This is a genomic window from Aquimarina brevivitae (assembly GCF_004216895.1).
GTDB lineage: Bacteria > Bacteroidota > Bacteroidia > Flavobacteriales > Flavobacteriaceae > Aquimarina > Aquimarina brevivitae.
In genome coordinates, this window is the sequence record NZ_SGXE01000001.1 from 409536 (window position 1) to 425413 (window position 15878).

The 15878-nt window shown below is 34.7% G+C and carries 13 protein-coding genes; 2 read left to right on the top strand and 11 right to left on the bottom strand.

Annotated elements, in window-relative coordinates:
• The first annotated feature begins 432 nt into the window (after positions 1-432).
• Together EV197_RS01670 and EV197_RS01675 are read left to right on the top strand one after the other, a co-directional pair.
• Positions 433-1314 (top strand): ABC transporter ATP-binding protein, encoded by an 882-nt coding sequence (locus EV197_RS01670; protein ID WP_130285000.1) that lies wholly within the window; start codon positions 433-435, stop codon positions 1312-1314.
• Positions 1311-4910, top strand: a complete 3600-nt coding sequence (locus EV197_RS01675) for an ABC transporter permease/M1 family aminopeptidase (protein WP_130285001.1) — start codon at positions 1311-1313, stop codon at positions 4908-4910. Before EV197_RS01670 ends, EV197_RS01675 begins: the two co-directional genes overlap by 4 nt.
• Before the next feature lie 795 nt (positions 4911-5705).
• Here the strand turns inward: EV197_RS01675 and EV197_RS01680 are convergent.
• The 11 genes from EV197_RS01680 to EV197_RS01730 form a co-directional block, all read right to left on the bottom strand.
• Complete coding sequence (locus tag EV197_RS01680; protein ID WP_130285002.1) at positions 5706-6296, bottom strand: helix-turn-helix domain-containing protein; 591 nt, start codon at positions 6294-6296, stop codon at positions 5706-5708.
• 120 nt (positions 6297-6416) lie between these two features.
• Positions 6417-7862 carry a redoxin family protein gene (locus tag EV197_RS01685; RefSeq protein ID WP_165388973.1) on the bottom strand — a complete coding sequence of 482 codons (1446 nt, stop codon included), beginning with the start codon at positions 7860-7862 and terminating at the stop codon, positions 6417-6419.
• 105 nt (positions 7863-7967) lie between these two features.
• Positions 7968-8369, bottom strand: a complete 402-nt coding sequence (locus EV197_RS01690; protein WP_130285004.1) for a hypothetical protein — start codon at positions 8367-8369, stop codon at positions 7968-7970.
• 80 nt (positions 8370-8449) lie between these two features.
• A complete protein-coding gene (locus EV197_RS01695) occupies positions 8450-8929 on the bottom strand; it encodes a hypothetical protein (RefSeq protein ID WP_130285005.1) in 480 nt (159 codons plus the stop codon).
• 208 nt (positions 8930-9137) lie between these two features.
• The gene (locus EV197_RS01700; RefSeq protein ID WP_130285006.1) at positions 9138-11333 is read right to left on the bottom strand and encodes a peptidase domain-containing ABC transporter; all 2196 of its coding nucleotides are present in this window, start codon (positions 11331-11333) and stop codon (positions 9138-9140) included.
• Positions 11334-11345: 12 nt separating this feature from the next.
• Entirely contained in the window at positions 11346-11864 is a 519-nt protein-coding gene (locus EV197_RS01705; protein ID WP_130285007.1) for a TlpA family protein disulfide reductase, read from the bottom strand.
• 205 nt (positions 11865-12069) lie between these two features.
• Entirely contained in the window at positions 12070-12693 is a 624-nt protein-coding gene (locus EV197_RS01710; protein ID WP_130285008.1) for a hypothetical protein, read from the bottom strand.
• Positions 12694-12698: 5 nt separating this feature from the next.
• Entirely contained in the window at positions 12699-13382 is a 684-nt protein-coding gene (locus EV197_RS01715) for an ABC transporter ATP-binding protein (RefSeq protein ID WP_130285009.1), read from the bottom strand.
• Between the two features lie 570 nt (positions 13383-13952).
• A complete protein-coding gene (locus tag EV197_RS01720) occupies positions 13953-14636 on the bottom strand; it encodes a hypothetical protein (protein ID WP_130285010.1) in 684 nt (227 codons plus the stop codon).
• Between the two features lie 52 nt (positions 14637-14688).
• The gene (locus EV197_RS01725) at positions 14689-14901 is read right to left on the bottom strand and encodes a Blp family class II bacteriocin (RefSeq protein ID WP_130285011.1); all 213 of its coding nucleotides are present in this window, start codon (positions 14899-14901) and stop codon (positions 14689-14691) included.
• Positions 14902-15046: 145 nt separating this feature from the next.
• Positions 15047-15604 carry an RNA polymerase sigma factor gene (locus tag EV197_RS01730; RefSeq protein WP_130285012.1) on the bottom strand — a complete coding sequence of 186 codons (558 nt, stop codon included), beginning with the start codon at positions 15602-15604 and terminating at the stop codon, positions 15047-15049.
• Positions 15605-15878 lie beyond the last annotated feature (274 nt).

The following is a 15878-nucleotide window of genomic DNA, read 5'->3' on the forward strand; positions in this document are numbered from 1 at the left end:
TAGGTACTCTAAAACTTATGTATAATTAAAATTATACTTATTAACTCTTGACAATTTTACACTCCCATTCCGTTCATATCATTTTCTACGTAGTCATTGCTTAGGACTTAAAAAGCACGCAACTAAATAGCTGTTACATCTAAAGAACTTTATGGTATAGCTTAACTAACCTGATAATCGTAGTTTTTACCAATAGTTTTGCATTAATCAGTAATTTTCTACTTCGTTTCTATGATCGAGTTAGGGATAGTAGTGAAAATCCCGCAAGCTGATAGTTCAGCTGAGGAATTGTAGCGAATAGCCCGACCCCGAGCCGATCGTTATCAGGATCGGGGTAACGCCCAATAGAAGTGATTTCAAAAAGCATTACGCTCTTTTTGTAACAAATCATTGCACTTACAGACTTATCTAAAAAATCATAACCTCAACGCTATGCTTACAATCCAAAACCTGAATAAAACCTATCCTAATGGCACTCAGGCTTTAAATAATGTGAACCTCAGTATTAATAAAGGAATGTTTGGTCTACTAGGACCAAATGGTGCCGGTAAATCCACCTTAATGCGTACCATTGCTACCTTGCAACTTGCTGATACGGGCAGTATAACATTTGATGGTATTGATGTATTTCAACAACCGGAAGAACTACGCAAAGTATTGGGTTACCTGCCACAGGATTTTGGAGTGTATCCTAAAGTTACCGCAGCACTTATGCTCAATCATATTGCTAAGGTAAAAGGTATAGCGAATAAAACCGAACGAAAACACTATGTGGCCGAGTTACTCAACAAGGTAAATCTCTACAAATTCCGAAATCGTAATCTGGGTGATTTTTCCGGAGGTATGCGACAGCGTTTTGGAATTGCTCAGGCTTTACTAGGAAATCCCAAGCTAATCATTGTAGATGAACCAACTGCTGGACTGGATCCCCTGGAACGTAACCGTTTTCATAACCTGTTGAGCGAATTGGGTGAAAATGCTGTAGTGATTTTGAGTACACACATCGTGGATGATGTAACGAATTTGTGTCAAAATATGGCGATTTTTAACGAAGGCCAGGTACTGGCAGAAGGAAACCCACAGGAGCTATCCGCGAGATTAAATCAAAAAGTATTTAAAAAACATATCCAAAAAGACGCTTTGGAATTGTATGAAAAGGAACATACCGTACTCTCTAGTTACTTACGCGGTGGTGAATTATACATCAATGTCTATAGTGAAACCAATCTGGGAGCTGATTTTGAGCCGGTACACAATAATTTAGAAGACTTTTACTTTTACACCATAAACAAAAAAGAGGAGGTTGCGCTATGATGGAGTTATTTTTGTTTGAATTACAGTACCGCGTTCGTAGACCGGTAACCTGGATATATGCGGCTTTAGGACTTATTGCTGCAGCTTTGATTGCCGTATTTGAGCAATCTGCTACTGCTCAATTTACTAACAGTCCTAATAATATTGTCGGTGTCATTGGACCCATTTCTGTAATTGCCATCTTTTTTTATGCCGCGATTATGGGAGTACCGATCTATCGCGATCAGGATCATAAAACGGCACAAACGTATTTCACCTTCCCTATTCCGCAGCAATCTTACGTATTAGGACGTTTCTTGGGTAGTTTTGCAATTGTTACTTTAATCAATATTTTTATTGTACTAGGCGCGATAGTTGGTTTTAGCATTGGTGCAGTGCTTGACCGGCCCGATTATGGTACGTATACCGCATTTAACCTTAGCAGCTATCTATTGCCTTTTCTCTTTTTGCTAGAGATAAATGCATTCTTAATCGGCTCGCTTTTCTTTTGTTTGATGGCATTTTTTAAAAAGATGCCGATCATCTATCTTGGCGGAATTTGCTTGTTTTTATTGTATAGCATTTCTGGCAATTTATTATCCGATATAGATTACCAATGGTTGAGTGTATATCTGGATCCTTTTGGCGGAAGAGCGTTTTCTTTTGTGAAAAAATACTGGTCCATTAATGAACTCAATACACAACAATTACCAATTTATGGTCAATTTTTACTCAATCGAATCCTATGGCTAGGCGTTGGATTGGTTTTCTTTTTGATTACCGTTATCCGCTTTGATTATAAAAAGTTTTTGGTGACTGGCAAAAAGAAATCCAAAACCAATACGGATCCTTACAAGTCCACTGGCGTGACCACGGTGACCCAAGATTTTAGTAAACAAAACCGTAGGAAAAAGCTATGGTCCTTAGCTAAGATTGAAGTAGTATCTATCGTTAAAGATCCTATCTTTTTAATTCTATTAATCATCGGCGTGTTGGTTGCGCTATTTACGGTGTTTAAAGCGAATGAAACCTACGGAACGCCCAACCTACCATTGACGCGATATGTGGTTACTTATGTTACCGGAGCACTATCGCTATTTTCGGTCATTATCCTGGTGATCTATGCGGGTGAAGCCGTACATCGAACACGAGCTAATAAAACCTTTGTATTTTATGACGCCTTACCGATAAGCAATTTTAGCCTGTACTTTTCTAAAATTGTGTCTTTAGTAACTGTTGCGATTATTTTAGCGCTGGTCAATATTTTTATTGGCGTAGTATATCAAGTTGTCCAAGGTTATTTTGACATAGACCTCGGTACTTATTTGATCTATAACTTTGTATTGGTACTACCTGGATTTATCACGGTAATCCTACTCAGCTTTTTTGTACACGTTTTAGTCAACAATAAATTTCTTGGTCATTTTATTGTCATTTTACTGTACCTGGGGTTACCCCTAGGCGTTACTTTAATCTTTCAAACGACCAATCCTTTATTTATGTTGGGGGGTACAATACCCTTCTTTTTAAGTGACCTTAATGGATTTGGGCATTATTTAAGCGGTATTAGCTGGCTGAATTTATATTGGATATTACTACCATTAGTATTAGTGGTAATAGGGCAACTTTTTTGGACCAGAGGTTTTTATAGCTCTGCTAAAGAACGACTCCTTATTGCTAAACAAAGAATAAGTCCAAAAAACGTACTGGCTTTGTTAGTAGTAACCATATCTTTTATTGGCGTTGCAGGGTACAGTTACTATAACCTTATGGTAGTCAATACCATTAAACCTGGTGATGTGGTTAATGAACTAAGTGCTAAAGAAGAAATAAAATATGATCGCTTTATCGATAAGCCACATCCTAAAGTAACTGCATTGAAAGCCTATATTGATGTGTTTCCTAAAGATAGATATATTCAGGCTAAAGGAGAGTCCACCATAACCAATACCTATAACACGGCTATTGATACCTTGATGTTGAATGTACAATATCCCGGAGAACATACTTCAATTAAAAATGTTATCTACAACGGTAAAAAACTAGAAGTTAGCGTAGCAGACACCCTACATCGTGTTTATTTGTATACATTACCAGAAGCTTTGCAACCTGAAGCTACCGCAGCTTTGACCATTGAAGTACAAGCAGAAACCAAAGGGTTTGCGAACCGTTTAGAAACAGAAGTTTTGCATAATGGAACCTTTTTTAACCATACTATTTTTCCAAGTTTCCATTATGAGCGTAGTCTATTTGATAATGGTATCCGCAAAAAATATGAGCTAGAAGAACTAGATTTCCTTTACCCGTCAAGATCAGATTCTAGCGCACTAAAGAAAAATTTATTCAACGAAGATGCGGACTACATTGATTTTGAAGCGGTGGTCAGTACCAGTAAAGATCAAATCGCTTTAGCACCCGGAAAACTAGTTAATTCCTGGGAGAAAGAAGATAGGGCTTATTATCAATATGACCTGGAGTCCAAAACCGATTTGTTTTTTAATGTAGTTGCTGCCGATTATGAGATTGAAAAATCTTCCTGGATCGCACCCAGTGGCAAAGAAGTAAGCATTGAAGTATATTATCACCCAGAGCACGGCAAAAATATCCATCATATGATTGAAGGGGTGCGCGTGGCATTGGAGTATTGCTCCAAAAACTTCTATGAATACCCTAACTCCGTGATTCGTATTGTGGAATTTCCGGCGTTTTCGACTTTTGCTCAGTCGTTTGTCACTACGATCCCCTACTCCGAAGATTTTGGATTTGCAGCTAACTTTGATAAGGCAGAGGATTTTAACTATGCCTTTAGGGTCACTACTCACGAGGTGGCTCACCAATGGTGGGGGCATATCGTAACGCCCAGTAAAACCTCTGGGGCCAATATCATTTCTGAAACCCTGGCAGAGTATGCGTCCTTAATGACTATGAAACAGGAGTATGGCGAAAATGGGATAAAAAACTTTTTGAAATATTCGCTAGACAACTATCTGCGTAGTCGCGCGTTTAGCTTTAAACCAGAGCGATCCCTACTTAATGTAGAAACTGGGCAGCATATCTGGTACCGCAAAGGGTCTATGGTGGTATATGACATACAAGACCTGATCGGAGAAGCTACGATGAATACGGCTTTACGCAACTTTTTGATGGAATACAAGAACTTTGAAAAAGGAGTGTATCCTACTTCAGAAAATTTATACGATGCTATCTATAAAGTCACGCCCGACTCTTTGAAGTATGTGGTAGAAGATGGGTTTACCAAAATTGTATTGTATGAAAACCGCGTTACTGCGGCTAAAACGAAGCAATTGGATAACGGTACCTACGAAACTACATTTACGGTCAATAGTAAAAAAATCTATTATGACGATACCGGAAAAGAGAAACGCACGGACGAAGAAAAAAATCTGATTGAGATTGGACTTTTTGGAGAAGATATCACCGATAAGGAAGAGGTACCGCTAAAAAACCCTTATTATCTGCAACGCAAATGGCTAGCACCGGGGGAGACTACCTTTACGATCATTACGGACCAAAAACCCGTTAAAGCAGGTATCGACCCGTATAATAAACTGATCGATCGTAACTCTGATGATAATTTATTGGTTGTGGAAGAGTAGGGTTTAAGTTTGTAGTTTTTAGTTAGTGATTTCTTGTTACGCGTTTCTGATTGGCTAGTTATAGTGACGAACGGCTTGGATAGTAGGACGTAATAACGAGATCATTTTAAATGAGCTGATTCGATTATTAGTGTTTTAATACTATAGCTTAGTCGATAGGCTCAATTTGATAGAATTAATGTACTTTGTGCACGATACATTCATTTCTTTTGCTTGTCCATCCCTAGACTTCGGGAGAAAGGAATCAAACTGCTCGCCGTACTTAGTACTAAGGCAGGCGTGAGAAAACAACCCTTTTTCATAAACTTCTTATTCTTTTTTGCATTGCCCAAAAAAGAACCAAAAAACGCTAGTCTTAAGAAATTTCTACTGAAAATATCGTTCACTACACTATGCAAAATGAAGCCTCTCCACATTATTTGATCTGGTATTTTATTATTACTATCATCTATAGGTACATACATACTATACCATACGAATTTTGCATTACCGTTTCGTTCACTTCATTTTCTACGTAGTTATTTCTTAGGACGTTTTCTCACTTTGATCTTTCACATTCTACATAACTAACGTACTCAAATCCCACTTAATACTTTGTACTCTGTACATAATACTAAATACTATGGACTCCATAACTCATAACTACTCCAATACTCACTAACTCACACGCTCTAGATAACTGCATTTTATGTTGCTGCTATTTCTTTTACATCCCTCCGTCCCCTTCAAAGGGGGAATAGAAAAGATGAGCCCTGGATTCTTTATCAAGTGTGGAATAACATCACAATTTTAGATTTATCGCAATAGTGGAATGGCTGGATACCAAACACGCTTTTGTTTATAAACTCGGATAGCGTTGATCACTGAAAACAAAATATTGACAACCAACAACACCAAAGCAATAGAAAGCAATGAAATCTGGCCGAGTGGATTGAAAAAACTAAGATCTACACGGATCACTCTTAGCACCGCAAGTATGGAAAAGATATAGAACAAAAATAAAAATCCCGTCCAGGTGATTTGAAAGTTTAGAATCTTTTTACCATAGCGATCTACCCCTTCAATTTTATGTCTTTTAGTGATCCATAAGACTAAGGGAACAATAATACCTAATAACGGAAAGATCAAAAATGATAATGGTGATAAGGCCAACAGCAGCAAAAACCCGTTATCCTTTGCTAAGGACCAATCCAATAATTCATCCGGTGAGGTCTTAAGTGCTTTTGAAATTTTTTGAAGGGTATCGCCTCTAGGCACGGATTCCCCATTCTCTATACGCTGAATCGTCCGTAGTCCTAAGTTAGTTTCATTAGCCAAACTTTCTTGAGAATACCCATGTCGTACTCTTAGTTCCTTAATTCGATTCGCCAGATTATCCTGTTTCATGTGTTATAGATTTTTATATTCCCTACAAAACTATATCCATTCATCTAGACTACTATCGTCGAGATTACGTCAAAGCTACGTCAAACGTGACTTGAACCATATTTATGGAATACTAAGCAACTAATCAGACTTTAACGTTTTTTCTAAACGTTCAATTTGTGAGGGTCTTGGAGCATTTTTAGCAATTATGTTACCGTTTTCGTCAATTAGTAAATATTGAGGTATTGAATAACCACCTTTCATTAAGGAATATTTGTCAGAAAAATCCTTGATGAATTTATTATTTGCCAAATAATGAAATCCTTTCAGATCAAAATATTTAATAGTTTCTAACCACTTTTTTTGCTGTTTTGCATTATCGAAAGAAATATATAACTTCTTGTAATTATATTGTTCAAGTAACTTTTTAGATTTAGGAATACTCTCAAATTCTCGTACACAAGGCCCACACCAAGTTGCCCAGACATCTATATACAATTTTTGACCTTTAAATTTTTCAAGTAATTCAGGAAGTGTGTTGAATTCTTCCTCCAATATACGAACGTTATCTGACAAAGGAGATTCGGCTCTTTCATAAAATATAACTATTTTCTGTATTTCTGGTAATATATATTTTGAATAGTTACTCTTAGGATAGTCATCTTGAAAATCCTTGAACAAGCCAATCAAACTCTTTTCAAACTTTTGCTGAGAACTTTCTTTCATAAGATAATTAGCTATAGCCTTTTCTCTAAAATCTTCTTGTAGACCATTTTTAATAATTTCTATATTGCGTTTATGCAATTTATCCTCTTCCCATAATTTTTGTAAACTATCATACGTAATCTTACCAGAAGCTAGTTGTTCTGACTTTTGCGTATAGATTAAATAATTTTCAACATAAGTATTCCAGTATAAAGGAAGTGGTTTTGTGTTGATTGGATATTCCCTGAAAATTGAATCTATACTCGATCTTACGTAATGAGTTTTTAATACGCCTTTAGCGCTTTTAGCGTTTAATACTGATACATATAAATTAGCATAATCATAATCAATATCCCTTCTTATATTCACATAATAAGATTCACTGACCTCTTCTAGCTCAAATAAGCTATCTAAATACTTTATTTCTTTGTTTTTAAATCTGTTTACCTTATTTCTAATATCAATTAAGCTTGAATCTTTTTCAAAGAAATACTCATATTCATAATTAGTAGGTCTTTTGAGTCTAGCAAAAAACTTATTTCCGGAAATGTTTTCTCCTTCAAATTTAAATTCTTTCCCATCCGTCAAAATCTTATACGATTTGCCCGGTTCTATAAGTAATGGTATCCATAGCTGATCGATAACCAACCTCACAAATTCAGGTTTATCAAGTAGTACAGTCTTAGAAAAATTGCCTTTTGTACCTAAAATGGTATCCTTTTTATTATCCCAAAGAATTATTCCATCAATAGGTCTTATAAGTACAGCCTCATTTAAGTTTTCACTAGCTGTAGAAATTTCAATAGTTGTAGTTTTCTCAGGTGGATTACATGCTGTTAATAATAAAACTAATACTAAAAAGAAATATTTATTTTTTGACATAAACATATAGATTAGAAAAAAATATATAATAAAGATAACTTTATTATAATTCACCTATTGCTGAGTAAAGTCAACTCTTATGGCAATTTTAGTCAAGACCTTAGCTTATCCTTTACTACTTTTCTTGACATAGGAGATGAGATCAGATCGTAGTTTTTTAAATTTTTCGACCATCTCATCTTTGGGATGTGTAATCGCCCTACTCACTTCGATTTTGGTTGGCCCCTGGGTTCCTTCAATTTGAGCGGAATGCCCCTCAGGATAGGTAGAACTAATCGTTACAGCTATAGTTACTGTAGCGCCCGGTACTGCAAATTCATTCAGTTGAGTGATATCCATGGCTTCAAAATCCTCCAATCGCTCAAGTTTGAAGTCAATAGTTTCTTTAAACGACTCTTTGACAGAGGTTGTTAAGTTAACCCTGTGGTTAGCGGTTGATGTAGTCTCTTGAGCGGTGCTCATAAAGGCGAATAAGCATAAGGCCCAAAGTACTATTAGTTTTTTCATAAGTGTTGATTTGTTGATTGTTATACGAATTAATAAATGTACCGAATATCTATTTACATATTGCGAGAATATAAGCAAAATTAGCGAACCTTTACTAGCAAAAAGCAATTGGTAACTGGATCCTTCCCCGTTGGTTGATACTGTTCTAAAAAGGATTTTACCGCGGATTCTTCGGAGGTGTTTTCCTGGTTTTCGAGAAGATTTTTTCGCGTAAGTTTTAGCAGTTCTAAGGGAGCATATTTGGTTTTAAAATAATAGATGTCAATCCCAAATACTCGCATTAGTGCTCGTTTTTGTTCCTTATAAATCTGCAACCAATTATTAGAAGTTAAAAACTCATAAAAGTTACCACTGGGTAGTATAGTAAAATGAAAGAAGTCGATTTCTCTATCCGATCCCAGATTGACGGCAATAGCTTGTTTAAGTTGCGCTTTGTGTAAAGGGGAAGGCAGGTAATATAACATCATCTCTATTTTATGAAGTAAATCAAAAATATCAAGGTTATGCATGCCTTCAAAATTCTCACTGACTTTTAAGAGTAGTTGATGTTCGTTTTTCACCTGTTTATGTTTACTATTTTGGCTATAAGTCTTACAAACAAAGCGATAATTAATTAGATATTTCCTATTTCAAATTTATAATTTTGCATCCATTTCACTAATCTCAATCCACATTCCTACCGTTTAGGATTAACTTGCTGCTTCCTTTATCTCTCAGCTAAAAGGATCAAATCTAATAACAGTCCTTCTAAGTAAAACGTGCCAGGTTTTATGTTGAAATAAGTGATGGAATATGACATTCCATCTCCTTCCAGAAATCACTGTAAAAATTTGAGGTCTCCATTAACGCTTGATGCGTACCGTTATATTTAGTCCTGCCCTCTTCTATCACATAAATACGGTCTGCAATTTTAGGTAAGGAGTGTAATCGATGTGATATAAAAACGATACCAACCTTGTCTTTAAGGCTTTGGAGTAATTCCATAGAATACTGTTCTGTTCGTCTATCCATCGCAGAGGTGTATTCATCGAGTATTAGTAGCTGTGGCCTTTTGTATAATGCTCTGGCTAAGGCTATAATTTGTTTTTGTCCTCCTGATAAATTGATACCTTCTTCACCAAGTATAGTAGCATAACCCTGAGGGAAACTTTGGATATATTGATGAAAACCAAATTCCTGACAAAATTTTACTACACTATCAGGGGTATCCTCTGCTCCCAAAACAATATTATCTAAAACTGTACTATTAAATAAGTTAATATCCTGTTCTATCACCCCAATGGTATCTCTCCAATTAATTAGGGCAACATCTTTCAATGTTATGCTTTGATTGATCCGTACTTTTCCTTCTTCAGGTGTATAAAACTTCTGCAAGATTTGGCCTATTGTACTTTTACCACTTCCGCTTTCTCCTACCAGTGCTATGAGTTCTCCTTTACAGACCTTAAAACTGATATTTTTTAATAATGGTTTTCTCCCCGGAAATCGAAAACTAAGCTCTTCAACTGAAAGTTCTTTGAATTCTTTTAACTTTTCAGTACCAGCCTCTTCTTTTTGCATAGCTGCAAACTCATACATCCTGTCAAAAGCAACTTTGGCTTCATTGATGGGTATAGCTATTAACGCTAAACCAGCTACAGAAGGTAATAGTGAGCCTGCTATCCCTAAAATTGCCATAAGTTCTCCTAGTTGTAAAGCATCATTATAAACTTGTAGAGCTGTAAAAGACAAAATCCCAACCATAAATAAGACACTAAAAACTCCGGATATTAGTGATAGCCTGACATTAATTTTACCCAAGTTAAACACTTCATTCTGGTACCTTCCATAGATTAAATTATTGATACGTTTAAACAGCGTTTGTTTATTGTTGTTTTTTATCGTTCCTATACCATTCATAGTAGCAATATAATTGCTTTGACTATGGGCACGAGTCTGCATTACCTCCTTTTGTGCTTTAATTATTCTGGAATTAAACCGATACACCAAAAAGAAATAAGAGGGCAAGCTTACTGTGGCAATAAGACCTGTTTCCCAGGAGTAATAATATAAGAAACCCAATGAAACCAGTGATACTAATAAATTAATTACAAACGTGTTGGATACCGTCTGTATGACTTCTTGTATGCGTTGTGTATCATTAAGACGCGATACTAGTTCACCTATTTTTCTGGTATCAAAAAAAGGCTTGGGAAGTCTTAATAGTGAATCATAAAAATTATCAATAATCCTGTTATTAAAATCTTTACTTTGTCGAACAAGGAAATAAGCCCTTAAGCTGGTAAAACCAGCCCTAACCAATAGTAGAAAGGCAACCAATACTATACCTGTAAGTAATTTATTAAAATCCTTTGATGGTAAAATCTCATCGATCAACTTTTGAGAAAATACTGCCATTACCATTCCAAGTCCTGCAATAGCTAATCCTAATAGAATACTAAAACCTAATAAATTATAATCCTGTCTTAAGAGCGCTAAAAACCAAACCTTTTTATCCAGTTTGGTTTGTTTCTCTTTTACAAAATCTTCGTTTGGGGTTAATGTTAAGCAGGTTTTGGATTTCCAAATACTTTCAAGTTCATTAGTACTGTAATAAGAAACACCTTTTGCAGGATCGCCAACGATAAAACCTTTATCCGTATGACCATAACAAATTATATAATGTTGTAACCTGTCTTCAATCGTTACATGCAGAATTACAGGTGCTCCGTGATCAATTAGTGCCTGTATATCTGCTTCACAACCTTCTGCTGTAAACCCTAATTGATTTGCGGATTGAAACAATCCGAGAAGTGTTGTACCTTGTTTAGTTGTTCCGCTTAATTCTCTGAGTTTTTCAAGCGTATTGCTTCCTTCATAAAAATTAATGAGGGACAACAGACAAGCCACTCCACAATCACTCTGATCTTGTTGAAGCACAAAGGTTTTTTGAAGTTGTTTTAGATGTAATGGTTTTAGTTTCATCTGACTGTGATTTTATAGATTCAACATTTCAATGATGCTTTCTGCCCTCAACTGACCTTTATGTTTAGCAATTAGTTTTTTATCCTTATCATATATTAAAAGGTAAGGAATTGAAGTAGCGTCGAAACGATTGGCAAAATCATCTCGTGTATCAGATAATAAAATAATGTTATCATAATTGTTGAGTTTATATGTTTTAGAAAATTGTTGAATAGCTTCTTTAGTTTCATAAGAAACAAAAACAAGCTGTACATTTTTAAAAGCATCTATATGCTGCTCTATAGATTGTGCTTCGTGCTGACAATAGTCACAACCACTGTTAAAATAAATCAGAACAGTGGGCTGATCAGTATCAAGATTATTTTGGGTAAAAGTTTTGCCTTCAAGAGTCTCAAAGGAAAAATCCGGTATTGTTTTTAGGGCGGCTTCGACTTCTTGTTTATACTGCATCTTAGCATATACCTGATATCCTAAAAAGCATAGAAGCCATAGCCCTAAAACAACCACTGTTGTTTTAAGATATAATTTCATCTGTTTATGTTTATAGATTTTTAATGTTCAGATGGTATTCGCCAATACTCACCTAGGCCAGTATTAAGAATTGTTATGGCTCATTTCATCCGTAAATTTTTGGTTTTTAAAAGACTTCTTGAAACCTAATGTGGAAAATGATTAATCTGTAGCGATTGATAATACTTTATTCTAAGTCTTGTAATACCATACATTTGTCATCAACTCAGCTCATATTTAGGGTAAAAAACATCACAGCTACTACCCATATCAATAATGCAGAACCATAGCTACTGGCTACAATTTTTAATGCCTTATCTGTGGTGCTTTGGATTTCCTTACTTAATAACCAGGCTAAAATGATCCAATATGCTAATTCAAAAAGATTCAGCGTTTGAAAAGGATACACAAACCAGGGCTGTAATTCCTGATAGCCTATGACATTGAGTGCTGATAATGGATAAAAGCTTTGTACATCTTCTAAAGTATAGCCATCTTGGAATACAAACCATAATAATTTGACCAATCCAAAGAGTACAAAAACAAACTCCGCTTTCGTTACGATTGTAAATAGTCGCTTATATGTGATTTTCTTTTCGAAAAAGAATATTCCCATATAAAGTACTGCGGTAATTACAGCTATTTTTAGTAATAAAATCAAGGGTAGTAAAACATATCCTAACCATTGCCATTTTTGGCTGGAATCCATTATTTCAACAACTTGTTCTTGGGTAAGTTTATCTGATAAGCTATTGAATACCAAAGTATTCATGTCCATACTGAGATTAAAAAAAAGCGTAAGTATGGATGTAATCAGTACTAAAACTGGAAAATAATATATTGATTTCATAAATTTTAAATTTGTTTCTTTAAGAAGTCCGAAATTGAATCCTCTTGCATTCCTGCGAAAAAAGTAGAATCATAAGTTCTATCTATTTTACCATCTTTTAAAATCGATAGCTTATCCATTATTGAGGATAAAAAATCCGTTCGATGTGTACTTAATATTACAGTACATCCATTATTTGATTGCTCTTTTATAATATCTAAGGTTTGGTCTAAAGAATTCAGATCTAATCCTGCGAAAGGCTCATCTAGAACTAATAATTCTGGTTGATGTATAACTGATGCCGTTAGGTTTAACTTAGCTTTCGTTCCTTTAGACAAATCTTCAATTAAAGTATTACATTCATCACCAAAAGCTAGTTTTTTAAAAAAGTAATCTATCTTCTTTACGTACAAGTCTTTATCAATTTTTTTCAATTCGCAAACTAATCTTAAATACTCCTTTGCTGTTAATTTATTGATAAGCATATGATTTCCTAAAACGATTCCCAACCTATTTTTATCTATATTTTGAAACTCGATTTTGCCTAAATCTTGCTTTATTAAACCACAAACACAATTCAATAGGGTGGATTTACCCGCACCATTTTTGCCATAAATAACGTGAATTGAACTTTTTTCAATATTCAAATTAACACCCTTTAAAACTTGACTGTTTTTAAATCTTTTATGTAGGCTACTTATTTTTATCATAATCTAAAATAATCGGACAATTTAATTTTTTTTATAAATAGAAGGCTAAACAATATGCTTGAGATAAAAATTAATAAAAATATTAACATAGGTTTTGAAAATAGATTCAAGTAATGAGCAATAACGGATGATAGGATTGAAGGAATGATTATTGAAATAATTTTCGTCCATTTTCTGGTTTCCAACGTATCTCGTAATATTAAAAATACTATATCGCCGAGTATAAAGAAAAAGAATAAGTAAGTATTAAAAATTAATAGACTTTTATCTAATTTTTGTGTAACAATTACGCTTGAAAACATATAAATAATATTACTCTCTACGATAGTTCTTAATCTATTGACAAAAAGCAACCTACCGAAAAACTCGCTAGTATTTAAGCTTATGAATAATCTCTCTTCTTTTCTATTCCAGAACGAATAAATAAACCTTTCTGGGATTAGCAATATTAAAAAAGGTAAAAGCAGATTTACACCTGAGTAAATGACTAATACAAATATCATAGACATCAACAAATACTCTAACAATAAGTTATGTCGTAATTCCTTAATTATTATCAACTTAAGTAACTCAATCATTTTTAGATATTTTAATAAAAGAGAAGTTATAGTAATGATTAAAAAATAATGGTAGACTTATACTATGAATCAATAATATAATTAGAAGTATTTTCATAGAATTTCTACTTAAAAAATCTAATAAAACATAACTCTCATCAACAGTAAATGCAGTGGTATCAATTGCGCCGGAGCAAAAGAAGATTAGAAAAGCCATATAAAAAAATATTAAAACTTTATTGCGCTTTTTATATGTCAGATCTTTATAGGCCATTTCAGTAATGAAAAAGCTCAACAAAATATGTAACACTATAGTAATAACAGATAATACAGCCTCCTCGTTAGTAGAAAAAATAATTAATGAGATAATGAATGGAATACTAAGAATAAGTTTTAGAATAAAATCAGACAATACATTAATACCTATACTTAATTTTTTATTTCCAAAAATGGAGTGTAAAAAGCATGAATCTAACCAGCTCTTTTGTTCAATACTATGGGAATTAACAATACTGAGCACAAAAAAACAAAGCATCAATATCGAGCTAGAATAATTTTTAAAACCATAAATAAAAAATGCAGCGAGTACATATGTCGTCAAAACTACTAACCAAGACTTTACCCTATAGCTTTCAAAATCATTTCTAAAGAATAATTTCAGTTTAGTTGCCATTATTAATTTCAAACTCTTCATCATAATTTATGAATTTGGTAGACCTCAAACCAATATTCAAGGCCTACCATTTGTATTATTCCATGTTACTAGTCACTACACAAGCAACCAATCCTGAAAGAGCTCCTACTAGCCAGCCACCAGCAGCACCTGGCAAAGCTCCAACTCCACCCGCCAATGCGCCGGTAATTGCACCACCAACTGCACCTTTAACGCCAGCAGAAACTGTTTCTTCAACACAATCTCCACCTTGTATACTTTCCATTTTGTTAATTTCTAAAGTTTTCATAAAAATAAATTTTAATTTGATAACACCTACTCTTTTAAGGCTTTTCGGTTTCCGCCTACATTGCGCAATGATTATTATTGTTATTAGTTGTATGTTGTTGGTAGTAAGTACTACCTATTTTATTTTCAATCCAAAAACTCTATGCTCAAGCACATAACTCCGCATAGCGGGGATCATGTTGCATCAGCTCTACCAGCTTCTTTTTGGTATCAAACTTCTTTTTGCGAACACTTCCCTCGCTTGCTCCTAAGCGTTCTGCTATCGCTCGGGTAGAACAACCCGCAAAAAACAGCTTCCAGATCTGTTGCGAAGCACTGTTGAGCTGCTCAAAATACTGCTGAAACAATTGCACTTTAGCCTCATCCTCTAGCTGCTGCATCACAGCAAGCTGTGCTTCGCTGCTTTCGATTTCGCTCAGCTCACAGTACACCAATTTTTGTTGACGCAGGCGATTACGCCATAGATTTTTACTAACCCCATAAAAATATCCGTGTATAGAAGTTTGAATGTGCAGCTCATTGCGTTTTAGCTTTTGGTATAGCAACAGCAACGCTTCTTGAAAAATATCTTCCGCATCTTCAATAGTGCCACGATGCAGTAACACATACCTGCGTACGGCAGCAAAATTGTGCTGATAAAAAGCATCAAGGATGCGTTCATCTCCCGTTAGTATGCCGTTGATCATATGGTCTTGTGTTTGCATGAGTATTAGGTTTTGTGTTTAAAAATGAGCATAGCTATCCAGGCATAGTGTTGCTACACTTATGTAACTTATTGATTTATATAATTTTGTGATTTATTTGCTGGGGTTCTATCGCAGATCCTCTTCCACTACCTTTTTGTATATCCTTTTACTCATCACATAGAGCTTATATACAAAATAGAGCACTCCCATAAAAAATAGGACATTTAGTAGTTGCCAAAGTAAAACAGGAAAGGAGAAATCTAGATATGTCATTTTATACTTTCTTTTGATT

What these genes read in the sequence shown, in the direction of transcription:
- EV197_RS01670 (WP_130285000.1), top strand. Translation starts at nt 433, where the DNA reads ATGCTTACAATCCAAAACCTGAATAAAACCTATCCTAATGGCACTCAG.
- EV197_RS01675 (WP_130285001.1), top strand. Translation starts at nt 1,311, where the DNA reads ATGATGGAGTTATTTTTGTTTGAATTACAGTACCGCGTTCGTAGACCG.
- EV197_RS01680 (WP_130285002.1), bottom strand. Translation starts at nt 6,296, where the DNA reads ATGAAACAGGATAATCTGGCGAATCGAATTAAGGAACTAAGAGTACGA.
- EV197_RS01685 (WP_165388973.1), bottom strand. Translation starts at nt 7,862, where the DNA reads ATGTCAAAAAATAAATATTTCTTTTTAGTATTAGTTTTATTATTAACA.
- EV197_RS01690 (WP_130285004.1), bottom strand. Translation starts at nt 8,369, where the DNA reads ATGAAAAAACTAATAGTACTTTGGGCCTTATGCTTATTCGCCTTTATG.
- EV197_RS01700 (WP_130285006.1), bottom strand. Translation starts at nt 11,333, where the DNA reads ATGAAACTAAAACCATTACATCTAAAACAACTTCAAAAAACCTTTGTG.
- EV197_RS01705 (WP_130285007.1), bottom strand. Translation starts at nt 11,864, where the DNA reads ATGAAATTATATCTTAAAACAACAGTGGTTGTTTTAGGGCTATGGCTT.
- EV197_RS01710 (WP_130285008.1), bottom strand. Translation starts at nt 12,693, where the DNA reads ATGAAATCAATATATTATTTTCCAGTTTTAGTACTGATTACATCCATA.
- EV197_RS01715 (WP_130285009.1), bottom strand. Translation starts at nt 13,382, where the DNA reads ATGATAAAAATAAGTAGCCTACATAAAAGATTTAAAAACAGTCAAGTT.
- EV197_RS01720 (WP_130285010.1), bottom strand. Translation starts at nt 14,636, where the DNA reads ATGATGAAGAGTTTGAAATTAATAATGGCAACTAAACTGAAATTATTC.
- EV197_RS01725 (WP_130285011.1), bottom strand. Translation starts at nt 14,901, where the DNA reads ATGAAAACTTTAGAAATTAACAAAATGGAAAGTATACAAGGTGGAGAT.
- EV197_RS01730 (WP_130285012.1), bottom strand. Translation starts at nt 15,604, where the DNA reads ATGCAAACACAAGACCATATGATCAACGGCATACTAACGGGAGATGAA.